Below are 25,198 nucleotides of genomic sequence, written 5' to 3'. Positions count from 1 at the left end.
GAGATGAACATGAATCAGAAAACAAAAAAAATAACTGTGCTGGTGCAGTTTCTCATCAGCGTAACTCTTTTGACCGGACTGGACCAGTGGACAAAATACCTGGCTGTCCGGCATCTGAAGGACCAGACGGATATTCCCCTGATCCCCAATGTGCTCTATCTGCATTATCTGGAAAACAGGGGCGCTGCTTTTGGCCTTTTCCAGAACCAGTTTATTTTCTTTGGCATTATAACCGTTGTCATACTGTGCGCTGTGCTCTATGTCCTCTGGCGTATGCCTGTAAAAAGAAAGTATCTGCTATTGCGGATAATCTGCTTTGTCATCTCCGCCGGGGCAATCGGAAACTTCCTTGACCGTGTCCGGCTGAATTATGTTGTGGATTTTATTTACTTTTCCCCCATTAATTTTCCTGTCTTTAATGTGGCGGATATCTATGTGGTAGTCTCCATGGCGTTATTTTTGATCTCCTTTTTGTTCCTCTACAAGGAGGAAGATTTTGCGTTTTTATCATGGAAAGGGAATGTAAAATGAAAAGAATCTGCCTTTTGGCTGACCCCTCACAGGCAGGGGAGCGTATTGACAAATATCTGGCCCTGGAACTTGACGGCTACTCCCGTTCCTTCCTTCAGAAGCAGTTAAAAGACGGAAATGTCACAGTGGGAGATAAACCGGTAAAGTCCAGCTACCAACTGGCTGAGGATGACGAGATTTGTGTCTTTATCCCGGACAACAGAGAACCGGATATTCTGCCGGAAGATATTCCCCTGTCCGTTTTATATGAAGACGAGCATCTGCTTGTGGTGGATAAGCCAAAGGGAATGGTGGTGCACCCAAGTGCGGGCCATTACAGCGGCACATTGGTGAATGCCCTCCTGTATCACTGCAGAGGTAATTTATCCGGTATCAACGGCGTGCTCCGTCCCGGCATTGTACACCGCATTGACAAGGACACTACCGGCGCCCTTCTTGTGTGCAAGACAGACCTGGCACACAGAGATCTGGCACAGCAGTTAAAAGACCACAGCATCACACGGCGGTACCGGGCGATCGTACACGGAAACCTGACAGAAGATGAGGGTACTGTAGAGGGCCCCATCGGCCGTCATCCCACGGAGCGCAAAAAAATGGCAGTCAACCAGAAAAACGGCAAACCGGCTGTCACCCATTACAGGGTGCTGGAGCGTTTCGGAAACTACACGTATATCGAATGCCGCCTGGAAACAGGGCGTACCCACCAGATCCGTGTGCATATGAGCAGCATCGGGCATCCCCTTTTAGGAGATTTGGTGTATGGCCCCAGAAAATGTCCGGTATCCGGACTGGAAGGCCAGACACTGCACGCTATGGTTTTAGGCTTTATCCATCCGGCCACGAAAGAGTACCTGGAGTTTACAGCACCTCTGCCGGAATATTTTGAAAAACTTCTCATAAAATTCCGATAAAATAATATAAATTTTATATACAGATTGGATAAAATAGATTATAATAGTTATAGTAAGATAATAATTCCACATTTGTCTGATGCATTGCTACAACAATGTCAGAGAGAGGGGATTATCGAATAGAGAGGAGTGTTTGATTATGGCAGCAAATACGGTAATTACAATTGGAAGACAATACGGAAGCGGCGGTAAAGAAGTGGGCCTGCGTCTGGCTGAAGAACTGGGCATCAAATGTTATGATAAGGAGCTTCTTGACAGGGCAGCCAAGGACAGCGGATTATGTCAGGAGTTATTCGAGAACAACGATGAAAAACCAACCAACAGTTTTTTGTATTCCCTGGTCATGGATACATATTCCTTTGGCTATTCCTCTGCGGCATTTACCGATATGCCCATCAACCACAAGGTATTCCTGGCACAGTTTGACACCATCAAAAAGCTGGCTTCCGAAGCGCCCTGCGTGATTGTGGGCCGCTGCGCGGATTATGCGCTTTCCGATTATGAAGGTGCGATCAGCGTATTTATACATGCTGATCTGGATAAACGGATCAAGAGGATCGCAAGAAAGCATGAACTGACAGATTCCGCTGCAAAAGACAGAATCCAGAAGACAGACAAGAGAAGAGCCAGCTACTATAATTACTACACCAGCAAAAAATGGGGAGATGCCACCAGTTATGACTTATGCCTGAACAGCGGCGTACTGGGCATTGATGGCTGTGTGGAAATGATCAAGAGAGCCATTGAGATCAAAGAAGGCAGAAGAGCGAAATAAGGCAGATTCCGATTTCTGCCGATACTATCTAGAAGGAGCTGTGCAGAACATAAATTCTGCACAGCTCCTTATTTTCTGTGTTTATTTCGGTATTCTTTTATCCCATCCGTTTATATTGCTGTTTAAAATGGCGGTAAACATGCGCTCTTTTGTCCCCGGATGTTCTTTTGTAAGGTCCCGGAGCAGTTCCTTGGCATACTGCCTTTTGGTATATCCGTCTACCGGGCAGGGACTTTTCTCCACCGGCAGGTCATATTTATTTTTAAATCCAATGACGTCTGCCTCCTCCACATAGAGCAGCGGACGGATCACCGTCAAATCCATGCGGTCCAGATAGGTTTTGGGCGAGAAAGTGTGGAACCTTCCCTCAAAAATCAGGGAGAGGAGCATGGTTTCCACCACATCATCCTTATGATGGGCATACGCCACCTTATTGCAGCCCAGTTTCTTCGCCTCCTCGTTGAGGGCTCCTTTCCGCATCTTTGCGCAGAGGGAACAGGGATTGCTCTCTTTCCGCTCATCAAAGATGATCTGCGCGATGTCTGTCTTCACCACCGTGAACGGCAGCCCCAGGGAATCACACAGTTCTTTTATTTTCTCCACATGGAACCCGGGATGCCCCAGGTCCACAGTGATCACTTCTATGGAAAAGGGATGGGGGTAGAAGCGCATCAGCCCGTGGAGTGCATAGAGCATGGTCAGGCTGTCTTTTCCTCCTGATACACCCACAGCGATCTTATCCCCGTCCTCTATGAGGGAGAACTCATCCACCGCTTTTCTGGTGAGACTCAGTAATTTCTGTAATTTCATATCATTATCCTCCGTAGCATAATTGAATATATCATAGAAATTTAAAAAAATAAATAACTTTTTTACAGAATTATGACACAAATAATAAATTTCATGTTATAATGATTCCAGTTTATGCATAATCGGAGGCTTAACATGAAGTTTCGTTGGGATAAAAAATATTTGTATTGGGGCGTTACAGCATTTGCAGTTATTTGTGCCAGTATGCTCTTTTATTTTGGGATTTTTCATATGGACGTGCTCATACGGGGATTTCGTATTCTGAGCAGTGTCATGATGCCGGTAATCTTCGGAGTGGTCATCGCCTATCTGCTGACACCGGTTGTGAATTTTCAGGAACGGAAGATCTTCTTTCCTCTTATGAAGAGAAAGAAGATGGATATCAATAAAAAGAAGAAAAAAGCAGTCCGCTATATCTCTGTCTTTTTTGCGCTGCTGTTTGCGCTGCTGATCATCTATTCCCTGATGGCCATGATTGTGCCGTCTATTGTGGAAAGTATCATCAGCATCATCAATGACATGCCCAGATACGTGCAGAATGTGGGAAACTGGCTGAATTCCATTCTGAAGAACAATCCGGAGCTGCGTTCCACAGCCATTGATTTCTTCAACAGCTATTCCTCTAAGGTGGAGACCTGGATGAATGTCCAGCTTCTTCCCCAGGTGAAAGAGGTTCTGCAGCAGTTTACCACAGGTGTGTTCGGCGCGCTGGTCTTTATCAAGAACTTTTTGATCGGTGCCATTATTTCCGTCTATCTGATGGCTGACAAAGAAGGATTTCTCACACAGGGAAAAATGTTCATCTACGCTGCGTTTGATGCGGAGAGAGCCAATGACATCATCAAAGGCTGCCGTTTTGTGAACAGGACCTTCGGCGGTTTTGTCAACGGTAAGATCGTAGACTCTGCCATTATCGGTGTTCTGTGTTATATCCTTACCTCCATCATCGGAACCCCCTATGCGATCCTGGTCAGTGTGATCGTTGGTGTGACCAATGTGATCCCGTTCTTCGGACCGTACCTGGGCGCCATACCCAGTGCCTTTATCATACTGCTGGTCAATCCCATGCAGTGTTTGTACTTCCTGATCACCATCCTGCTGCTACAGCAGTTTGACGGTAATATTCTTGGCCCAAAGATTCTGGGCGGCTCCACAGGCCTTTCCAGTTTTATGGTCATTGTGGCTATTCTGCTGTTCGGCGGACTGCTTGGCATTCCGGGCATGATCATCGGTGTGCCGGTGTGGGCTGTTATTGTGGCAGGCCTTAAATACCTGCGCAATTCCTGGCTGAAAAAGAAGGATCTGCCTACAGAGGAGAATAGGTATCAGAATGTGGATTTTATCAATCCGGAAACCCTGGAGCCGGTAAAAATGGTTCCTGAGGAAGAGAAAGACGAGAAAGAAAAGAAAAAAAGGAGTTTTTTGCGTAAATGAAATTTGTAATTCAAAAAGTCAGTGAGGCGTCTGTCCATGTGGAAGGGGAGTGCATAGGCAGGATCAACCGCGGATTTCTTGTTTTTGTGGGAATCGGCAGGGAGGACACAAAAGAGACTGCAGACCAGTACATTAAGAAAATGGTCAATCTCCGGATCTTTACGGATGCAGAAGGAAAGACAAACCTGTCTCTGGCCGATGTGGGCGGGGAGGTGCTTCTGATATCCCAGTTCACACTGTACGCCAACTGCAGAAAAGGCAACCGGCCCAGCTTCTTTGGCGCAGGAGAACCTCAGATGGCGGAAGCGCTTTATGAATATATCATCGAGAAGACAAGAGAACAAGTCCCTGTAGTCAGAACCGGCAGATTCGGTGCCCTGATGCAGGTATCGCTTGTAAACGAGGGACCTTTTACCATTATATTGGATGAAAGTACATTTGCGTAAGGGGGAGAATATGAGGAATAAGAAACTGATCAAGACAGCGGTGTGCGGAGCGATACTGAGTGCTTCTTTGATGGTGAGCCAGCAGAATATTTATGCAGCCCAGGAAGAGAATATCATAAACGCCGAGACCGGCGAAAAGGAAGCCTCCCAAAATGTCCCCGAACCCGGTGCAGAACAAGATATCATAAAAGATGAAGAACAGCCGCCAGATCCCAATCCGGACAGTGATGCCGCGGAGGACCCGGATGAAAAAAAGGAGGATGCGGATTCCCCTTCTGACGAACCAACACCTGAAGTCCCCACGGATGAGAACAATCAGGCTGTTCCTGTGAAAACAGGCTGGATAGAGGAGGAGGATGGCACTCACTACTACAGGGAAGACGGTACTCTTGCAACCGGATGGCTTACATTAGAAGAGGGCACATATTACCTGGATGAACAGGGTCTGAAAACTACAGGCTGGCAGACCATAGAGAAAAAGAAATATTACTTTCAGGAAGATGGCCTGATGTACCAAAAGACTATCCTGAAACTTTCCGGCAAGCTGTATTATATAACAGACGACGGCAGTCTGTATACAAAAACCGGATGGCTGAAAAGTGGGAAGACATATTACTATGTAAACAAAAATCAAACCCTTTACAACAAAGGCTGGCTGAATTTAAACGGTGCCTGGTATTATCTGGGCACAGACGGAAAGATGAAGACAGGCCTGTTAAGTGCAGACGGAAAGAAATATCTTTTAAAATCAAACGGTGCCATGCTGACCGGCAATGGCTGGACAAAATACAACAAGCAATGGTATTACATATATCCAAATGGCTCTCTGCATATTAATAACTGGCTGAATTTGAACGGCACCTGGTATTATCTCAACAAAAAAGGCGTGATGCTCACCGGATGGCAGAAAATAGGCGGAGGTCTGTATTATCTAAACGGCAGCGGTGCCATGGAAGCCGGCGGATGGCGGTATATCAATAATCGCTGGTATTATCTGCAGGGAAATGGTGCGGCAGCTCTCGGATGGCTGAATCTGAATGGTACCTGGTATTATCTCAACCCCTCAGACGGAGTTATGAAAACAGGCTGGTACAAGGTAGGTAAAACATGGTATTACTCCAATGGAAGCGGTGCCATGCAGACCGGATGGCTGAATCTGGGCGGTACCTGGTATTATTTGAACGGCAGTGGTGCTATGCAGACCGGCTGGCTGAATCTGGGCGGCACCTGGTATTACCTGAATCCCTCAGGCGGTGCCATGCAGACCGGATGGTACAAGATAGGTAAAACCTGGTATTACTCTAACGGCAGCGGTGCCATGCTGACCGGATGGCTGAATCTGGGCGGTACCTGGTATTATTTGAACGGCAGTGGTGCCATGGCTACTGGCTGGCTGAATCTGGGCGGCACCTGGTATTACCTGAATCCCTCAGGTGGTGCCATGCAGACCGGATGGTACAAAGTGGGAAAAACCTGGTATTATTCTAACGGCAGCGGTGCCATGCTGACCGGATGGCTGAATCTGGGCGGTACCTGGTATTATTTGAACGGCAGTGGTGCCATGGCTACTGGCTGGCTGAATCTGGGCGGCACCTGGTATTATCTGAATCCCTCAGGCGGTGCCATGCAGACCGGATGGTACAAAGTGGGAAAAACTTGGTATTATTCTAACGGCAGCGGTGCCATGCAGACCGGATGGCTCAGATTAGGGAATACCTGGTACTATATGAACGGCAGCGGTGCCATGCTTACAGGGTGGCAGAAGATCGGAGGCTGCTCCTATTACTTTAATCCCACAAGCGGCGCCATGTCCTCAGGATGGGTGACGATCAAAGGAAAGAAGTATTATCTCAGCAGCAGCGGAATCACACTTACCGGCTGGCAGCAAATAGGAGGAAAGTGGTACTATTTTAACAATAGCGGTGTCATGCAGACCGGCTCTGTTACGGTCGGAGGCAGCAAATATTATCTGAATAAAAACGGTGTCATGCAGACCGGCTGGCAGAAAATCGGTGATAATTACTACTATTTCAAATCAAACGGTGCCATGGCTGTGAATACCTACATGGACGGCTACTACCTGGATGAAAACGGTGTCCGCACAGAAGTGGAATATGGCAACGGGGAGTGGTGCTTCCCCTGTCCGAGTATCACTTATGTATCCAGTGAATTCGGGAACCGTGACAGCCCGGGCGGAATTGGTTCCACCAATCACAAGGGCGTGGATCTGGCTGCACCTGCCAACTCCAGGATTCTTGCCGCTGCCGGAGGCACAGTGGTCAACGCAGGGTACGGCTGGGGCGGAGAAGGCAATTACGTGGAGATTGACCACGGAAACGGCCTTCACACCATCTATATGCATATGATCTCCAATCCGGTTGTCAAAAAAGGACAGACAGTCAAGGCAAGCCAGCTCATCGGCTATGTGGGCATGACAGGGGCTGCCACAGGATATCATCTGCACTTTGGCGTAAGCGTAAACGGTGTTTACAAAAATCCATGGGATTATATCCACAGACCAAACGGCATGTAAGACAGAAAGAATAGAAAATATGCTCTGACATATCTCTATTCATATAAACAAAAAACACATTGGAGATTTCCGTGACAATTCTCCAGTGTGTTTTTTTAATCATCAAATACTCGCTGCCGTGACGCTTACCTATATAAGCACAATATAGTTTACATAATATATTTATAGTAAACCATTTGCTTTTTCTGAACCATTTCTGTATCCCGGAACCGTAAAATAAAAAACACTCCCTCCTCCTTTTCTGTCCTCCACCCAGATTTTTCCTTTATGAAGCCTGACAATCTCCCCTGCAATACTGAGGCCAAGGCCAAAATGCTTTTTCTCTTTTCTTGAGGCATCCCCTCTGAAGAAACGGTCAAAAATCCGTTCCTTCCATTTGTCCGGGATTCCGGGGCCGCTGTCCGCCACAAAGAACTTCCACTTTGTCCCATCCTTTTCATATCCCAGCAAAATCGTTCCGCCTTGCGGTGTATAACTGACAGCATTGTCCAGCAGTATGTCCAGTACCTGCTCCAGACGCTGCCCGTCACAGAGGACTATTGGATTCTCCTCACATTCCGGAAGGCTGATGTGAAGCTTAAGACCCTTTTTCTTTGCCAGCATATGATACCTCCCATATACTTCTGAGAACAGGGTATCCAGAGAAACCTTTTCAAAATGCATGGACCAGGACTGATTGTCCGCACTTGCAAGAGAAAGCATATCATTCACCAGCCGGGACATTCTCTGTCCCTCTGCCTTTATCATTTCGTGAAACCCGGGTCTGTCCTCCTCATCAGCCACAGCCATGGCGTCTGCGCTGGACAGCATCACAGCCAGCGGGGAACGGAGTTCATGGGAGGCAGATGCCACAAACTGCATCTGCTTTGTTCTGTTATTTTCAATAGGAGACAGCATACGGCCTGTGTAAAACCAGGAAAAGAGAAGCAGAAGTACCAGGGCCGTCAGATCTATGACGGCAAAAACAAGGTACAGGTACCAAATCTGATGATTCAGTGTCTCTCTTGCATAGGAGACCGCGACACAGAAAGTACCGTGCCGGTAGGGTACTGTCGCAAACGTTATCATATGTTCTGTATGATTTATTTTCATGGAAAATTCCAGGGGTTTTTCTTTTCCTCTGCCTGCAGGCGGATCATACACGTCAAATCCGTAGGCATTCTCTGCCCTCTGAATCACCTTTTCCATCAGCTTCTGTTTTTCTTTTTCTGGACTGTAAGTATAGCTCACACCGTTTTCATACAGAACTATTGTGTAGAAACGCGGGTCTGCCACTGCACTGATCTTTTCATAATCGATCATGCCCCCGTTTTCCAGATAAGTCAGCACAGAATTGATATCCTTGTCATGCACTGCCGCGTCATTGGCCTCAAGCAGGTTTTTAAAAGCCAGAAGCCCGGCAAATGTCATAGCCAGAAGAATGATCCCGGTGACCGCTGTACAGAACAGGGTCATTTTTCTTCGGAGTTTTTTATACATCTATTCCTCCAGACTGTAGCCCACGCCGCGAATGGTCCGGATGGACAGGCTGCTTCCCACAGATTTCAGCCTTCTTCTCAGGAAATGAATAAAATTGTCAAGATTGCCGTCCTCAATTTCCGTGTCAATTCCCCATACCTTTGTGACAATATTCTTTCTTGCCAGCACCTGCCCGGGATTTTTCAGAAAAACTTCCATCAAATCCCCTTCTGTGCGCGACAGCCTGCAGGTATTTTCCCCGCAGGAGAGAACCTTTGAGCGGATATCAAAAGATAAATCCAGATAATGCAGCTCCATTCCACTGTCCATCTTCCTCGGCCTTCGTCCAATGCTCCGTATCCGGGCCATCAGCTCCTCAAACGCAATCGGTTTGACCAGATAATCGTCTGCACCGCAGTCCAGCCCCTGCACACGCTCCTTCACTTCCCCAAGAGCTGTGACCAGTATCACCGGCGTGCTGTTTCCCTCTTTTCTAAGGAGGCTGAGCACTTCCGTTCCGGAGAGAGACGGCAGCATACGGTCCAGTAATATAAGATCATGGGCATTTTCTCTTGCAGCCATCAGTCCTTCTGCGCCGTCATGGCAGTGATCCGCATGAATTCCTTCTTTTTTCAGCCGATAGGCCAGTGTCTGGCACAGCTGTATATCGTCCTCAATGATCAGAATCCGCATAATATATATCCCCTTTCATATCTGCTCTGGTCAGTATAACATTTTATAGGAACATTCGACACTATTTCCAGTAATTTAGAGGTAAATTAGAGATTGAATAGATGTAACGTAGAGGTTTGCTATGCTATACTGATTCATGTAAAAAGACCGGTCTTACAAGGGAGTATTGAGAGAAAGGATAGATGAAATGAACCAAAAAAAGAGATGGACACAACGGATTCTTGCCGTGCTTTCCCTCTGCCTCGTATTTACGCTTGCCTCATGCGGGAAAGCGCAGGATGAGAAAGAGAAGGAGAAGGATACAGGCAGCCAAAGCGCCGCAAAAGGCAGATATACGGAACAGGAAATAAAGCTCCACGACACAGATATTTTAAAACCTGCAGATTCAAACGGCGCAGACGCGCCTTTTCTCGATGACCTGCTTCTGGCAATGAAGGGGCTGGAAGACGGCAGTTTGAGAATAGCTTCTGCCAACGGGATCTTTGACTCTGACGACAAGGGGGAAAGCTGGGTCTCCTGGGCGGAAACGCCTCAGGAACTGAGGGATGATCTGGCATCCCAAGATAGCTCCGCATTTTTTGCTATCTCCGGCAAAGGTGATATCTTTTACGGTATGGGAAGTGAGCAGCGCCGGTATAAGATGGTGACAGCGGACGGAAGCGTACGCACAGTTGACCCGGAACTTCCCCAGACGTCCATTGAAGACTCAGGCAGTGTCAATATAGTGAGAAATGCCGTTTTTACAGATTCCGGTGATGTTCTGTGTATGGATGACACAAATGTTTATCAACTGGACGGTGAAACCTTTTCGCTGAAACACACTTATGGCCAGGAGACAGCAGAGGGACAGGAAATCCAGGGGATGGCCATGTACGCCTGTGTGGGCGACAGGCTTTTTGAATTTTCCAGTGATATCCGTGTTCTGGATGATGGCTCTCTCAAATATGAAAATATAAAAGTCATATCATACGATCTGCAGACACAGGAACCCGAGGGAGAGCAGGAGGCCCTCAGCAGTTTCCTGCAGGAAGGATCCATGGATTTCTCCATACTGCCGGGTGCTGACGGCAAATCCCTGTATTTTGTCAGCCAGTCCGGTATTTACCGCTACAAAACAGACGGAACTGCCATAGAGAAAATTTTCAATGGCTCCATGGGACAGATGAACAGCAATTCGTTTTCTGCCGACATATCCGCTGCCCTGACGGACGGAACCATTTTCATCCCCTATTATATGGATGAGCAGGGACGCCTGTTCCGCTATATGTTCGATACCGAGGCATCTCTTCAGCCGGAGCATACCATCACCGTGTATTCACTGTATGACAGCCCGAATATCCGCCAGTCCATCACAGCCTTTCAGGGCCGGCACTCTGATGTGATGGTGGAGTATGAAACCGGCATGACAGGAAAGGATGCTGTGACCAGATCCGACGCGCTGAAGACACTGAATACGAATATCATGGCCGGCGAGGGACCGGATGTGCTGATCCTGGACGGCCTGCCCATTTCTTCCTACATAGAAAAAGGGCTGCTCATGGATATTGGGGATCTGGTGGAAAAAGCAGATCAGAAGGAAAAATTCTTTGACAATATTGTAAACGCTTACAAAAAAGACGGCGCACTCCGCGCAGTGCCCACCGGTTTTTCCATACCGGTCCTCGTAGGTGAACAGTCCGTGCTGGACCGGATCGGCAGTCTGGAAGAGCTGGCAGAGGCAGCGGAAGCGAACAGGGAAAACCGTCCGGAGGTCAGCCATGTTCTGGGAAGTATGACGAATTCCACACTTTTACTGACTCTGATTCCTTCTTCTTCCCCATCCTGGATGGCAGAGGACGGAACGCTGGATGAAGAAAGACTGACAGCGTTTTTTGAAAACGCAAAAAAGATAGCAGACGCCCAGAATGCGCCGGACAGTATGGAATACTCCGACACAGAATCCCAGCCATTTGAACTGTCTCCCTTTATGACAAGCGCACAGCTCAATACCATTGAGATGGGGTATACGGATTCCCATATGACCATAGGCAACCTCATGAGTGCAGAGGGGCTTTCTCATATCCTCTCCATGGCAAAATATTTCGGAAGCGGCGGATATAAAAGCACGCCGGGTCAGTCGGAAAACGTATTTATTCCGTTGTCACCTGTTGGGATCAGTTCCAAGACCGGCAGCGAAGAGACTGCCAGAGAATTTGTAAGCTTTCTTCTGACAGAGGGGCAGTACAGTTCTGCTGCGGCTTCCTGGCCGGTGAGCCGGACGGCTTTTGATGGCAGGCTTACACTTCCCTCCAATTTCCCTCTGGGGATGACACATATGGAAAGTGATGTGGATGGTAGTGTACTTGATCTGGAAATGATCCCGCCTGCCCAGGAGGATTACGACGCACTCAAGGAAATGATAAAAACACTGAAAACGCCTGCAGTCACAGATGAGATCATAAACAGAACCGTCATGGCAGAAGGGGTAAAATGCCTTTCCGGGGAGGTGTCCGTTTCCGATACTGTGGATGCCATTCTAAAAAAGATCAATCTCTACCTGGCGGAGTGATATCCTATGGGTAGAAGAAAACATGCCTTAACAGGAATTTTGTTCCTACTGCCCAGCCTTGCCGGAGTCTGTATCTTTGTCCTCATCCCTTTTCTGGATGTAACACTCCGTTCCTTCCAGAATGCGGTCACAAGGACATGGACGGGTCTGGACAATTACCGTATCTTGTTCCGGACTCCGGCCTTTCGGCTGGCAGTCAAAAATACCCTGCGCTTCACCGGTATCTGCATTCCGCTTCTTATCTGCATGTCACTCTTTATCAGTGTATTTCTGCAGCGGCTGAAAAGACTGGGCAGCCTTTTAAAATCAGCATTTCTGCTTCCCATGGCTGTTCCGGTGGCATCTGTGGTCCTGCTCTGGAGAGTGACCTTTCACGAAGACGGGTTTCTCAGCCTTCTGGCTGTCAGTACAGGCCATGAGGCAGTGGACTGGATGAATTCCGGATATGCTTTCTGGGTGCTGGTGTTCAGTTATATCTGGAAGAACCTGGGGTATGATATCGTGCTGTGGATGGCAGGACTGTCCGGTATTCCATACAATCTGTATGAGGCTGCCAGGGTTGACGGGGCAGGAGAGTGGACCTGCTTCTTTAAAATCACCCTTCCCAGCCTGAAGCCGGTCCTCTATACCATCACAGTTCTGTCATTTTTGAATTCTTTCAAGGTGTTCCGGGAGGGATACCTGGCTGCAGGGGATTATCCTGATGAGAGTATGTATCTCCTGCAGCATCTGTTCAATAACTGGTTCCGGGAAATGGATTTTGATAAGCTGGCAGCAGCGGCTGTGCTGATGGTTCTTGTCATCTTCGGGCTTGTCTCTCTGCTTAAGCGTTCCTGGGATTTGGAGGAGTGAATAAAATGAGCAAAAAAATAGCGGGATTTCTGCTGCTTCTTTTAGGAGCCGCTGTCTGTTATCCTATTTTCTTTCTTTTTACCGGTTCTCTGATGGGAACCGGGGAATTACAAAATCACCTGGGGGCAGCCCTGTCGCTTGGAGAACAGCCTATGTCATGGAGCCTTCTTCCCCTCACCCCTACCCTCAGGCATTATGTGCAACTTCTGCTGGACTCCCCGGAATTTTTTCATATGTTCTGGAATTCTGCCGCACTCACTGCCGGAATCCTGGCCGGACAGTTACTGGCCGGAGTTCCGGCTGCCTGGGGATTTGCCAGATATGCATTCCCTTTCAAAAAGCTGCTGTTTACTTTATACATACTGCTCATGATGATGCCCTTCCAGGTCACCATGCTTTCCAGCTATCTGGTCCTCTCCGAAATGCAGCTCACAGACACGCTTCCGGCGGTAATTCTTCCGGGTGCTTTCTCTACATTCCCCGTGTTTATCATGTACCGCTTTTTCTGTGGGATTCCGCAGGCGCTCATGGACGCGGCAAGGATAGACGGGGCGGGGGAGAGGGACATTTTTCTGCATTTAGGCATTCCCCTTGGTTCCTCAGGCATTGTGTCTGCCGTTGTACTGGGATTTCTGGAATCCTGGAATCTGATCGAACAGCCCCTGACCTTCTTAAAAAGTAAAAAACTCTGGCCGCTTTCCCTGTATCTGCCCAATATCAGTCCGGAGCGCGCGGGAATTTCCTTTGCAGCATCTGTGGTAACCCTGCTCCCTGCCCTGATGGTTTTTTTGTGCGGGCAGGATTATCTGGAACAGGGGATCGTTGCAGCAGCGGTCAAAGAGTAGAGAGGATAGACACCATGATTCATAACAAAAAACAATTACCTGATATTCAGAAAAAAGCCGGGAAGGCTCTGGGCGCATTTCTGGTGGTCATGGCTTTGCTCACGGTTCTGTCGCGGGCAGCAGCCAACATCATAACCCCCAGAGTCACATGTACCGCGCCGCAAAAGACAGCCCTGAAATACAAAGTGACTGCCACAGGGACCGTGAAGGAGAAACAGCAGCAGGCAGTCAATACTGTACCCGGCATCCGCGTAAAAAAGGTGCTTGTCAGTGAAGGAGACCATGTCTCTGAACAGGACGTACTCTTTGAAGTGGACATGGAGGATCTGGAAGAAAAGATCCTGTTAAAAAACCGGGAACTGGAGAAATTAAAGCTGAGCCTTAAGGACAGCAGGGAAAAAAGCCGTCTGGAACAGCAAAATAAGAATACGGAGCAAAGCAGGGCAGAGGAAGATTACAGCAGAACAAAAGAAAGCCTGGATGCCAAAGTTCAGCAGGCTTATGAGGCCCTGGCAGAAGCGCAGAACCGGCTGGAAGAATTTGACAGTCAAAGCAGCGGCGAGCAGGAGAACCTTCCCGATTCTGTGGAAGAGGCGCTTATACAGGCCAGCGATGAAAAGCATCAGCTCCTGGAACAGGCGGAGGCAGACGCAGACCAGAAAAAAGCGCTCTTAGAGCAGGCAAAAACGGAGCAAAAGCCCCAGGAGATTCTGGCAGCACTGGAAAAGGACGCAGAGGAGGCCGAAAACGCGGTGCAGTCTGCAAGAGATGCCTGCACGTCAGCCGATGAAGCCCTGGAAACCTGGCAGGCGTCCCAAGAAGCCCTGGAAAACCAGTCTGCGGGCGAACAGCGCCAGGTGCTTGCTGATGCCTGCACACAGGCTGAAAACGCCTATGAGGACGCTCTCAGGCTGAGAGAGGAAGGACTTGCTGATGCCCAGAGAAAGATGGAGGATACCCGGAAACCCACCGTACCCGATAGTACACCGAAGACCACGGAGATGGAGATGAAAACACTGCAGACGGAACTGGACAAATACACCGCCCTTCAAAAAGCAGGCGGACAGATTCTTTCCCCCGCAGAGGGAATCGTAAGAAAAGTCCATGTGGAAGCCGGCAGCGCAACGGGAGAGGGAAGTTCCGTCACCCTGGCGGATTTATCTTCCGGATACAGATATACGGCATCCATCCCAAAGGAACAGGCAGAAATCATCACAGACGGAGATGCGGTCACTTTAAAATCCGCTGACGGTAAAAAAACGGCGGAGGGCCTCACCATCCAATCCATTACTGAGAATAAAGAAAATCCTGACCTGACAGACATCACGGCAGATATAGAAAAAGGCGAATTTGACGCAGATGAAAGCGCTGTGCTTTATGCAGAAATGAACTCGGCTGTCTATCCCTGCGTAGTTCCTCTGGAAGCACTGCGCATGGAGGACAACCAGTATTTTGTCCTCACCGTACAGGAAACGGAAAATATTCTGGGAAATGAGCTCACTGCTGTCCGCATCAATGTGGAGGTTCTGGAGAAAAATAATACCATGGCAGCTCTGAAGGCGGATGGATTAGACGCAGACAGCCAGATCATTCTCTCCTCCCAAAAGACCGTGAAGGCAGGCGACCGCATACGCCCGGAGGAAGAATGAGGGGGAAAAGGGGGCATATGAAACAGCTTCTGCTGGGAGCCGTCTGTTTCATATGTCTTGCCCAGGCGCTGTTCTATGGAACCATAAAGGCAGATGAAACCACCTGTGTCATACAGACAGAAAACCGGATAGACGGGAACCAGGCTCTTTCCCTGTCCCGTGACAGCCAAGATGGTGATTTGTCTTTTACCCTCTGGGGAGAGTCTGAAAATGTGCAGGTTGCCGCACCCGATTTGAACAGAAAGGCCAATGCCGGCCTCATCACAGCAGCAGGCAGCTCCGGCCTTATTCTGCCGGGCAGCCGTACACTGGAAGTGACAGATACCGGCGGCTGCATGATCGATGAAAAACTGTCCGGGCTTCTCTTCGGAAGTACAAAGATACAGGGGAAGAGCCTGATGATTGACGGAAGACCATATGAAATTCTGGGAGTTCTCCCCGGCAGCAGCGGCACTGCCCTCATACAGGCGGACAGGGATACAAAGGCTGTCATTAACCGTGTTACACTTCACATTACCGGAAAGGAAAGCAGGCAGGAGGCTGTCCGCCGGTTTTCAGGCAGTACGGGAATACAGGGTACTCTGCTTCCTCTGCATCTGTACGGGATTTTTTCGGAGGCACTGCTTCGTATCACTGCCGCGTTTTTCCTGCTCTATCTCCTGTCCGGCATATTCAGGAAGGCGGACGGTCTCTTCCCCCTTTTGGTCGGTATTCTGAGTGCAGCGGCATGTATCTGGATTTTAGATATCCGCATCCGGATTCCGGGAGATATGCTTCCCTCCCAATGGTCCGATTTTGCTTTCTGGACAGAGACGGCAGAACAAAAGGCCAGGGAGATTGCTCTGCTTTTTAAAGCCGAAAAAAGCGGGATGGAGCTTTCTTATTTTACATCCGCTTTCATCTCCGGATTGTTCAGTATTTTTTCTGTTTTGCCGGGATATTTTTTCCTGCGCAGCCTCCGGCTTAGAAAGCTTTCATCTCTTCTTATGATGACAGGATTCTTTTTGCTGCTCTCCTTTTCTTTTTGTATTCTGCACGGACAGAACAGCAGCGCACTTATACAGGAACGGATTCTCTGGCTGTTTTTTCCGTTCTGCCTGTGGCTTACATATCTGAAAACGAATATCGGTATCCAGTCCCCGCCGCATTGGAAGAAACCGCCATTGTCCTAAACCTGTTTTTCCATTATACTGAAATTACCTCTCTTTTTTGTGCACAAAAGGAGAGGAAGCCCAACAGAAAATACATTAAAATCAGAGACAATTATAATGAAAAAAAGGAGCCTATAACAAATGGATTGGATCGAACGTCTCAATAAAGCCATCAGCTATCTGGAAGAACATATCAAAGAGGAAACCGATTATGAGCAGGCAGCGAAAATAGCCTGCTGTTCCACCTATCACTTTCAGAGAATGTTTACCTACATGGCAGGAATCCCCCTTTCAGAGTACATACGCCGCAGACGCATGTCCCTGGCTGCCGCGGACCTGCAGAGAAGCGATGCGAAAATCATGGACATTGCCCTGAAATACGGCTATGCTTCCCCCACTGCCTTTAACCGTGCCTTTCAAAATGTACACGGCATCACACCCTCCGCAGCCAAAAAAGCGGGCACCTGCCTGAAATCTTATCCTCCCATCAGCTTTACGATCACCATAAAGGGAGTGGAAGAGTTGAATTATCGGATTGAAGAAAAGGAAGCCTTCCGCATTGTAGGCATTTCGCAGCCCATGCACAGGGAAGTGGAAAAAAATTTTGAAATCGTTCCCGGGATGTGGGGCAAAGCGGCAGCCGACGGCACCATACCGAAACTGGCAGCCATGATGAACCGGCAGCCCATGGGCCTCTTAGGTGTCAGTGCCTGCAATGACCAAGAAAAATGGAAATATTTTATCGCGGTTGCCAGCAGTCTTCCGACAGCTGAGAATCTGGAGGAATATAAAGTTCCGGCTTCCGCCTGGGCGATTTTCTCCGGTTCCGGCACCCATTTGTCCATTCAGGAGCTGGAGCAGCGGATCGTCACAGAATGGCTTCCCACCTCCGGGTATGAATACGCAGACAGGCCGGACATAGAAGTCTACTTAAACCAGGACCAGCAGAACGCCCTGTACGAGGTCTGGATACCGATCGTAAAAAAAGCGTGAACATACTGTTTTCCGGGCTGCTGCCTTTCATTTGACAATCCGGCAGAAAGTACACTATAATCAGACTATCAAATGAAAAAGGAGAACTCCCTTGAAAAAGACCATATTACTTCTAGAAGATGACAGGAACCTGAACCGGGGGATTTCCATGCGTCTGGAAAAAGAGGGTTTTCGCGTCCTGTCTGCGTTCACCGCTTCCGGGGCGGAAGACCTGTTTGAAAAAAATGAGGTCCACCTGATTATCAGTGACATCAACCTGAGTGAGGGCAGCGGACTTGATTTCTGCCGGAAAATAAGAGAAAAGAGCAATGTTTATATTATCTTCCTGACCGCGCTTGACCAGGAGATTGATATAGTGACCGGCTATGACATGGGGGCGGATGACTACATCACCAAACCTTTCAGTCTGATGGTCCTCGTATCCAAAGTTCACGCGCTGATGAAACGGGTCGGTACAGAAAAGACCTCCACTTTAAAATGCAGTGACATCCGCGTATCCCTTAAGGAAATGAAAGTCTGGAAAGGCGGAGAGCCTCTGTCACTCAGCAAAAAAGAACTGCAGCTTTTGATCTTCTTTCTGGAAAATCCCCAGCAGATTTTTTCAAAGGAACAGATTGCGGAGGCGGTATGGGATATTGACGGCCAGTTCGTGGATGACAATACCGTACCGGTCAATATAAGCCGCCTGAAAGCAAAGCTGGAGATAGACGCTGTACAGAATGTAAGAGGGATGGGATACATATGGACAAAGGACGTAACAAAAGAATAATGGTGTTTCTGGGCCTGCTGGTTCTGCTTCTGTCCGGCACTTTATACACGGCTGTCCGATGGATAGACACGGTGCACATGGAAAACCAGGAACTTCTGGGAAGACTTCTTCTCACAAAACCCACTACAGAAGGCGGTTATGTCAGCGCAGTGGAAGGAAAAGAGGAGATTGACCGCGAACAGGCCCTTGCTGCCGGACAGACAGCAGAAGCTGCATATGGTTACAGCGGAAGATACGCGGTCATATCCCCTGCGGTTGCCTCTTTTCTGCCTGTATTGTTACTGGCTGCCTCCTTTTTCGTCCTTCTGCTGGCATTTCTTATTTTACACCAGAAAAAGCTGCAAAACCGGACGGAACTTAAACTCTTCGAGCTGGAAGACAAAGCTGTCCAGCTTACGCAGGAGAACAGCCTTTTAAAATCCAGGATTGAACGGGAGGCTGCGGAGACAAAGACACTGGTCACAGACATTTCCCATCAGCTGAAGACACCCCTTGCCTCCCTGAAAATGTGCTATGAGATCGCGGATACCAGTAGATTTACGAAAGAAGAGCAGCATTCTTTCCTCATGCAGGGGAAAAATGAGGTGTTCAAGCTGGAGAACCTGACAAAATCCCTTATACAATTATCCCGGCTGGAAACCAACATGATCCGCCTGGAGCCTGTATATGAAAGCCTGAAAAAGACGCTTCAGGGTGCTGTCAGCAGTGTCTACATGAAAGCTTACCGGAAAAATATTGCCATTTCCGTCAGTGAATTTGAGGATGAGAATGTCCTGCAGGACCCCCGCTGGACCCAGGAGGCACTGGTGAATATACTTGACAACGCCGTAAAATACTCCGCGCCGAATACCGCAGTGGAGATCCGGGTGGAACCCATGGTCAGTTATTATCTCATTGAAATCGAAGACCAGGGCATAGGAATCCCGAAAGAGGAGAAAAACCAGATATTCAAACGCTTTTACAGGGGCAGATCCTCTGCTGTCCAGGAGACAGACGGCTCCGGTGTGGGGCTGTATCTAACCAGAAAGATTCTGGAAGAACAGGGTGGGAGCATCTGTGTAAAAAGCGGCAGGAAGGGATGTATATTTCAAATCACATATCCCAAAACCAGTCACAGGCTGTCCTAAAGGGCAGCTTTTTGCATGGGCGAATACGTTTCACATTTCTTACAAATCTGTTATTCTTCTTGAAATCCTTTTGTAAGAATACACAGGTACAATAAAGACAATAAGATAAAATAACAGATAAGACAAGGAGAACCCCTATGAAAACAATGCTATTGGAAACAGAAGACTTATGCAAATATTACGGCAGCGGGGAAAATCTGGTGAAAGCCATAGACCATACCACCATGGACATACAGCGCGGAGAGTTCACTGCCATTGTGGGACGCTCCGGTTCGGGAAAGAGTACCCTGCTCCACATGCTGGGCGCTCTGGACCGCCCGGACAGCGGAAAGGTACGGATAGAGGGCAAAAACGTTTTTGAACTGAAAGATGAGGAGTTGGCTGTCTTCAGAAGAAGAAAGATCGGATTTATTTTTCAGAATTATAATCTGATTCCCTCCCTAAATGTCTGGGAAAATATTGTTCTTCCCATGGGGCTTGATAAAAAGAAGGTTGACCAGACCTTTGTCAGGAACCTGACAGAGCGCATCGGGATCACAGACAAGCTGAAATCCCTTCCCAGCACCCTCTCCGGAGGGCAGCAGCAGAGGGTTGCCATTGCCCGTGCCCTTGCCTCCAAACCTGCCATTATACTGGCAGATGAGCCCACCGGCAACCTGGACTCCAGAACAGAGCTGGAGGTGATTTCCCTTTTAAAAGCCTGTGTAAATGAATACGGACAGACGCTTGTTATGATCACCCATGACGAGACCATCGCCCAGATGGCTGACAGGATCCTTGTCATTGAGGACGGTAAGGTGGTGAGCCAATGAACACAATAAACCGTACTGCATTCTCCAATCTGAAATTGAATAAGGGAAGAAATATCATGGCAGGCATAGCCATCCTTCTGACCACGCTTCTCATCTTTGTCATTCCGGCGATTGGCCTTGGAACTGTAGAAATTGACATGGCGGCTGCCAACAAGGTATATCCCACCTTTCATGTGATGTACCGCAACGTGAAGCCTGATACCGCGGAGGCGATTTCCCACCGCGCAGAAGTGGAAACCGCAGGACTTCGACAGGACCCCGCCATGATTCCCGTCCCGGATGGAACCGGATGGATGGTGTACATGGATGACACAGCCCGGAAGCTCAATAAAACAAAACTGGAGGAAGGGAATTTTCCGAAAAACGGAAATGAAATTGCTGTTTCAAACGGCCTGTTAAAAGCAATGGGAATCACAGCAGGCATAGGGGATACCATAGAGCTTCCCTATCAGCCCGTGGAGGCAGATGGCGTCGGATATGAGAAAAAGCAGGAATTTGTCATCACCGGCCTGCTTCCCACCCAAAAGGACAGCGATGATTCCGGAATCTATTCCGCCATGGTCACCAGGGACTTTGTGGAGCAGGAACAGCCGGCGTCTGTCCGCAGATACAGAGTCATGCTTCGGGTAGCGGGTGCTGAAAGCATGACTACAGACGAGATCAAAGATATTTATAAGCAGATTGCCCTGGAGATGGGGATTAGCGAGGCAGATATTGCAGATAACTCTATTTACCTTTCTGCCAACTACAGAGACCCGTCTTTATACGCGGGCATTGCGGGTATTATGCTCATTGTTATCCTGGCCGGTATCATGACCATTTACAGCCTCTACTATATCACCATGATCTACAAGGTACAGGAATTCGGAAAGCTAAAAGCGCTGGGAGCCACCAAACGGCAGATTCGTCAGATTGTCTTTCGGGAGGGAATGCTGACTTCCTGTATTGCCATTCCCCTGGGCCTGATCGCCGGAAGTATTGCAGCCAGTATCGGGTATCGTTTTCTCCTATCTGCATATGGCACCGAAAACCCGCTGCGTCCTGTAGTCATAGAGCTGATTGAAAACCATGAAGTCACTCTTTTGAAGCCGTGGATATACGTCATGGCAGCAGCCGTCTCCCTGCTCACCGTGGTATGCGCACTGATCCGCCCCATGCAGATCGCTGCCAGGATTTCTCCTGTGGAGGCCATGCGCTACGACGGCAGTATGAAAACAAAGAAAAAGCTCCGCAGAGGCTGCCCGGAAATGACCCTGTTCCGCCTGACCGGAGCCAATCTATCCAGAAATAAAAAACGAACGGTTATGACCATTGTCACCCTGAGCCTCACAGGCATTCTTTTCATGGTCATCTCCACGGTACTGTCCTGCGCGGACCCGGAGGAGATAGCCAGGGACAGTGTCTTTGATGAATTTCAGATATCTGTGAACAGCCGCACCGGGGACAAGATGCATCCGGAGCTTGAGTGGTCCGTCCTGTGTAAGAACAACCCTCTGAACCGAGATTTTGAAAAACAGGTTATGAATATCCCGGGTGTGGAAAAAATAACAAAAGCAAGCCTGCTTCAGGTTGAGCTTCCCGACCTGATGGATGGGGATGAGACCTGGAAGACCGGCATTATAGGTATTCCGGAGGAATATGCCGATAAAATGCAGCAGACCGTCAAAGAGGGATCCTGTACCTATGAGGAACTGCAGCAGGGAGATAAAATCCTGATTGATGAAAATATGCTGAGTTATATACCCGGCACCAAAATCGGTGATACCCTCCGTGTTGTGATCCGCTCCGGAAATAATCTGATCCCAAAAGAATTTGAGATCGCGGCCATTGCCGATATGCCCTACGGCATGAACCACTTATCCTTTCTGGTGCTTCCAAACTCTGTCATCCATGAACTGGCAGGACTTGAAATGGATTACTACTGGTCCGTAGCCGCTGATCAAAAAAGGCTCCAAAGTGTGGAAAAAGAACTGAAATCCCTTATAAAAACAAACGAGCTTCTGGAACTGAAAAGCTATGAAGATGAGGTGGCTTATAACGAAAAAAATACAAGCTTCTTATCCCAGCTCTGTTATGTCTTCATGATCGTTCTGGGCGGTGTGGGCATCATGAACCTGATCAACACCATGGTCAACAGTATCTATGTGAGAAGAAGAGAGCTGGGCATCATGCAGGCCATCGGCCTTTCCGAAAAACAGTTGGTGCGCATGCTGCAGTTAGAAGGAATCTTTTACACAGCGGGAACTCTGCTCCTGTCTCTCGGATTCGGAAATCTGCTGGGATACCTTGTCTTTCTCTATGCGAAAAAGAACCGGATGTTCGGTATCCTGAGTTATCATTATCCCGCTGCGCAGACAGTGGTCCTGATCATCGTCATCCTGACCATACAGCTGCTGCTGACATATCTCATCATGAAAAACTTCAGGAAACAGAGCATGATAGAACGCATCCGGCTCTCAGAAGCCTGATACGGCATCTGCCTTGCAGTTGTATGTATCTTTCCTATCCCATACATGTTCCGGCGGGTATTTGACATACAGACGGGCACAGAACAGAAGGGCGATCATCTCTGTGACGGGAAAAGTCAGCCATACATAGGAAAGTCCCTGAAAATGAAAGACCCATGCCAGGGGGACCAGAAGAAGGATCTGCCTTAAAACAGTGACGCTGATGCTGGCTCTTCCCATATTTACCCCCTGGAAATAGACTGTCAGCATGATCACAAAAGCCGCGGGAATAAAGCTGACGGAAATAATGCGAAGCGCTGTGCAGCCAATCTCCAGAATCTCTTTTTTTCCGGAAAAGACTGTCACAAGCTCCGCCGGTACTGCCAAAAAGATGCCGCAGGCCAGGACCATCACGGTCACAGAAACGGCAATGGAGCATTTCAGTGTCTCCTTCACGCGCTTGAAATCCCCTGCCCCATAGTTAAAGCTCATGACAGGCAGTATTACCTGCTGCAGTCCCATAAGCGGAATGAAGAAGAAGGTCTGCAGCTTGTAATAGATGCCCAGCACTGTGACCGCGTCCTCTGTAAACTGTTTCAGTATCAGGTTCAGGCCCACCATATAAAGGGTGTAGAGAGACTGCATGACAATGGCCGGCATTCCCGCTTTATAGATCTGTATACAGCTTCCGGCTCTGAACCTGCCGTTCAGCGGACAGTGTCTCAGCACAGAGAGCAGGACCACCGCCATGGCACTCCACTGGCCAATCACTGTGGCAATGGCGGCTCCTCGGATTCCCATTACAGGAAATCCGAACTTTCCGAAGATCAGAAGGGGGTCCAGCACTATGTTGATCAGCGCGCCGAATATCTGCGCGCACATGGGAAGTACCATATTCCCTCTGGCCTGCAGTATTTTCGTGCAGTTTGCCTCCACGAACATGCCCAGGGAAAAAAGAAAAACAATGGTACCGTACTGCATTCCCCCTGCCCGCACTAAGGGCTGGTCAGAGGAAAAACGGCAGTAAACATCTAATCCCAGCAGGCCCACTGCCGTAAAAACGGCAAAATTCACAATTCCGAGAAACAACCCGCTCTTAATCATATCATTCTGGGCCCCTGATGCCTCGGCCCCGTCCATACGCGATACCAGAATGTTGATCCCTGTTCCCGTTCCGGTTGCCACAGCAGTCATCAAAAGCTGAATGGGAAATATAATAGACAGGGCAGTCAGGCCCTCCGCCGAATATTTTGCCACAAAATAGCTGTCCACAATATTATAGACGGACTGGATCAGCAGAGCCAGCATCACCGGGGGTGACAGTTTAAGCAGTAGTTTCCATACAGGTGTCTGTTTCATATTTAACCATCCTTTCTTAACGAAAAAAAGAATAAAGGATGGAGTAACTACACAGTCAAGTGTTATTTTATATTTTTTTCAAATGGGCTTTTATTTCACAGTAATAGTCGTCGATATAGTCAAAAAGCTGCAGCCCCAGCTCATCTGCATAGACCGCATCCGTTGTGTATCCGTTTTCTTTCATCCAGGAAAAAAGCGGGCCGAAATCCGCAGACTCCCGTATGATACGGACTATACAGACCGCATATTCCCCTGAGGGCATCACATGGAGGTTTTCCGGGCTTACATGGGAATAGCTGCTGTCCGCAATCTTCAGATACTCACTGCATTTGTATATATTTCCGGCCCTCATCTCGTCTATATCCAGGATATATCCGTATTTCCGCTGTATGGTATCTGCATACCTGAGTTCATCCCTGGCGGCTGCCTGAAGGTTTGCATGGTAGGAGGTGCCGTCCCTTGTCATAGTGCCCGCGATCACGGTCTCCCCCTTCAGCCACTTCTTTTGTACCTTATCCGAATGGATGGCAGCGGAAACCCTTTTGTTTTCCTCGTCATACCACAGGATATCCTCTGCTACCTGCTGATAATATCTGCTCAGACGGAGGGCTTCATTTCTGTAATCCAAAAGAAGCTGCGTGATCCTGCCGTTGTCATGAAAGTCCAGGATCTGCTTTACTTTATCAAGCGGCACACTTAATTTACGGCATGTGGTTATGATGTCAAGCTGCCACAGATTCCAGCGGGAGTAATAGCGGTATTGATTCTTTTCATCTATGTAATCCGGGACCAGCAGACCGATCTTGTTATAAAAATGCAGGGTGTCCTTTGATATTCCGGTGATCTTACTCACCTCACCGATCAAATAATATCCTTCTTTCAAATCTGTTCTCCTTATCCTTTTTCTCTGCACGTGTACGTGTATGGTATCTATCCTGTTCCTTTTGTGCACAGGAACCGTAACCATTATATATCAAAACTACAGAAAAAAGCCACTAAAACCCTACACCTGCATCCCATTTTGGTGTACAATCACAGCAGAAGACTGATACATT

21 protein-coding genes are annotated in these 25,198 nt (G+C 48.4%); 16 read left to right on the top strand and 5 right to left on the bottom strand.

Going from position 1 to position 25,198, the window contains the following annotated elements; all coding sequences use genetic code 11:
- Positions 1-9: 9 nt before the first annotated feature.
- From lspA to LC508_RS04925, 3 genes are all read left to right on the top strand, one after another.
- Complete coding sequence (lspA, locus tag LC508_RS04935) at positions 10-531, top strand: signal peptidase II (RefSeq protein ID WP_181014525.1); 522 nt, start codon at positions 10-12, stop codon at positions 529-531.
- Positions 528-1,442, top strand: coding sequence for an RluA family pseudouridine synthase (locus tag LC508_RS04930; RefSeq protein ID WP_033142443.1), 915 nt, complete (start codon positions 528-530; stop codon positions 1,440-1,442). Before lspA ends, LC508_RS04930 begins: the two co-directional genes overlap by 4 nt.
- Positions 1,443-1,581: 139 nt before the next feature.
- The gene (locus tag LC508_RS04925; RefSeq protein WP_033142406.1) at positions 1,582-2,217 is read left to right on the top strand and encodes a cytidylate kinase-like family protein; all 636 of its coding nucleotides are present in this window, start codon (positions 1,582-1,584) and stop codon (positions 2,215-2,217) included.
- An 81-nt stretch (positions 2,218-2,298) separates the two neighbouring features.
- Here the strand turns inward: LC508_RS04925 and LC508_RS04920 are convergent, their stop codons facing one another.
- Positions 2,299-3,027 (bottom strand): tRNA 2-thiocytidine biosynthesis TtcA family protein, encoded by a 729-nt coding sequence (locus tag LC508_RS04920; protein ID WP_033142405.1) that lies wholly within the window; start codon positions 3,025-3,027, stop codon positions 2,299-2,301.
- A gap of 135 nt (positions 3,028-3,162) precedes the next feature.
- Between LC508_RS04920 and LC508_RS04915 the strand changes: the two genes are divergently transcribed.
- The 3 genes from LC508_RS04915 to LC508_RS04905 are packed head-to-tail and all read left to right on the top strand — an operon-like array spanning position 3,163 to position 7,440.
- Complete coding sequence (locus LC508_RS04915) at positions 3,163-4,461, top strand: AI-2E family transporter (RefSeq protein ID WP_033142404.1); 1,299 nt, start codon at positions 3,163-3,165, stop codon at positions 4,459-4,461.
- Positions 4,458-4,907 (top strand): D-aminoacyl-tRNA deacylase, encoded by a 450-nt coding sequence (gene dtd, locus LC508_RS04910; protein WP_103733114.1) that lies wholly within the window; start codon positions 4,458-4,460, stop codon positions 4,905-4,907. Before LC508_RS04915 ends, dtd begins: the two co-directional genes overlap by 4 nt.
- 10 nt (positions 4,908-4,917) lie before the next feature.
- Positions 4,918-7,440, top strand: a complete 2,523-nt coding sequence (locus LC508_RS04905; protein WP_158588602.1) for a peptidoglycan DD-metalloendopeptidase family protein — start codon at positions 4,918-4,920, stop codon at positions 7,438-7,440.
- 162 nt (positions 7,441-7,602) lie between these two features.
- Here the strand turns inward: LC508_RS04905 and LC508_RS04900 are convergent, their stop codons facing one another.
- On the bottom strand, positions 7,603-8,919 hold the full coding sequence (locus LC508_RS04900; protein ID WP_103731642.1) for a sensor histidine kinase: 1,317 nt from the start codon (positions 8,917-8,919) through the stop codon (positions 7,603-7,605).
- On the bottom strand, positions 8,920-9,591 hold the full coding sequence (locus LC508_RS04895) for a response regulator transcription factor (protein WP_033142288.1): 672 nt from the start codon (positions 9,589-9,591) through the stop codon (positions 8,920-8,922).
- Positions 9,592-9,778: 187 nt separating this feature from the next.
- Between LC508_RS04895 and LC508_RS04890 the strand changes: the two genes are divergently transcribed.
- The 10 genes from LC508_RS04890 (at position 9,779) to LC508_RS04845 (ending at position 22,805) form a co-directional block, all read left to right on the top strand.
- Complete coding sequence (locus LC508_RS04890) at positions 9,779-12,139, top strand: extracellular solute-binding protein (RefSeq protein ID WP_103731641.1); 2,361 nt, start codon at positions 9,779-9,781, stop codon at positions 12,137-12,139.
- Positions 12,140-12,145: 6 nt separating this feature from the next.
- On the top strand, positions 12,146-12,991 hold the full coding sequence (locus LC508_RS04885) for a carbohydrate ABC transporter permease (protein WP_033142286.1): 846 nt from the start codon (positions 12,146-12,148) through the stop codon (positions 12,989-12,991).
- A 5-nt stretch (positions 12,992-12,996) separates the two neighbouring features.
- The gene (locus tag LC508_RS04880; protein ID WP_033142285.1) at positions 12,997-13,836 is read left to right on the top strand and encodes a carbohydrate ABC transporter permease; all 840 of its coding nucleotides are present in this window, start codon (positions 12,997-12,999) and stop codon (positions 13,834-13,836) included.
- Positions 13,837-13,850: 14 nt separating this feature from the next.
- Positions 13,851-15,485: a biotin/lipoyl-binding protein gene (locus tag LC508_RS04875; RefSeq protein WP_033142284.1), complete on the top strand. Its 1,635-nt coding sequence runs from the start codon at positions 13,851-13,853 to the stop codon at positions 15,483-15,485.
- Positions 15,482-16,657 carry an ABC transporter permease gene (locus LC508_RS04870; protein ID WP_054352707.1) on the top strand — a complete coding sequence of 392 codons (1,176 nt, stop codon included), beginning with the start codon at positions 15,482-15,484 and terminating at the stop codon, positions 16,655-16,657. The genes LC508_RS04875 and LC508_RS04870 overlap by 4 nt, the downstream gene beginning before the upstream one ends.
- 120 nt (positions 16,658-16,777) lie before the next feature.
- On the top strand, positions 16,778-17,629 hold the full coding sequence (locus LC508_RS04865) for an AraC family transcriptional regulator (RefSeq protein WP_054352706.1): 852 nt from the start codon (positions 16,778-16,780) through the stop codon (positions 17,627-17,629).
- A 91-nt stretch (positions 17,630-17,720) separates the two neighbouring features.
- On the top strand, positions 17,721-18,398 hold the full coding sequence (locus LC508_RS04860) for a response regulator transcription factor (protein ID WP_033142281.1): 678 nt from the start codon (positions 17,721-17,723) through the stop codon (positions 18,396-18,398).
- Positions 18,371-19,525 carry a sensor histidine kinase gene (locus tag LC508_RS04855; protein WP_054352705.1) on the top strand — a complete coding sequence of 385 codons (1,155 nt, stop codon included), beginning with the start codon at positions 18,371-18,373 and terminating at the stop codon, positions 19,523-19,525. The genes LC508_RS04860 and LC508_RS04855 overlap by 28 nt, the downstream gene beginning before the upstream one ends.
- A gap of 137 nt (positions 19,526-19,662) precedes the next feature.
- Positions 19,663-20,337 (top strand): ABC transporter ATP-binding protein, encoded by a 675-nt coding sequence (locus LC508_RS04850; protein WP_103731639.1) that lies wholly within the window; start codon positions 19,663-19,665, stop codon positions 20,335-20,337.
- Positions 20,334-22,805 carry an ABC transporter permease gene (locus LC508_RS04845; RefSeq protein WP_103731638.1) on the top strand — a complete coding sequence of 824 codons (2,472 nt, stop codon included), beginning with the start codon at positions 20,334-20,336 and terminating at the stop codon, positions 22,803-22,805. Before LC508_RS04850 ends, LC508_RS04845 begins: the two co-directional genes overlap by 4 nt.
- On the opposite strand, the gene LC508_RS04840 is transcribed toward LC508_RS04845, so the two are convergent.
- Both LC508_RS04840 and LC508_RS04835 read right to left on the bottom strand, forming a co-directional pair.
- Complete coding sequence (locus LC508_RS04840; RefSeq protein ID WP_103731637.1) at positions 22,794-24,143, bottom strand: MATE family efflux transporter; 1,350 nt, start codon at positions 24,141-24,143, stop codon at positions 22,794-22,796. The two genes, LC508_RS04845 and LC508_RS04840, sit on opposite strands and share 12 nt — an antisense overlap.
- A 67-nt stretch (positions 24,144-24,210) precedes the next feature.
- The gene (locus LC508_RS04835) at positions 24,211-25,026 is read right to left on the bottom strand and encodes a MerR family transcriptional regulator (protein WP_033142278.1); all 816 of its coding nucleotides are present in this window, start codon (positions 25,024-25,026) and stop codon (positions 24,211-24,213) included.
- Between the last annotated feature and the right edge of the window lie 172 nt (positions 25,027-25,198).

The organism is Blautia parvula (genome assembly GCF_020215665.1).
Classification (GTDB): domain Bacteria; phylum Bacillota; class Clostridia; order Lachnospirales; family Lachnospiraceae; genus Blautia; species Blautia celeris.
This window is presented reverse-complemented; position numbering and strand designations above follow the sequence as displayed.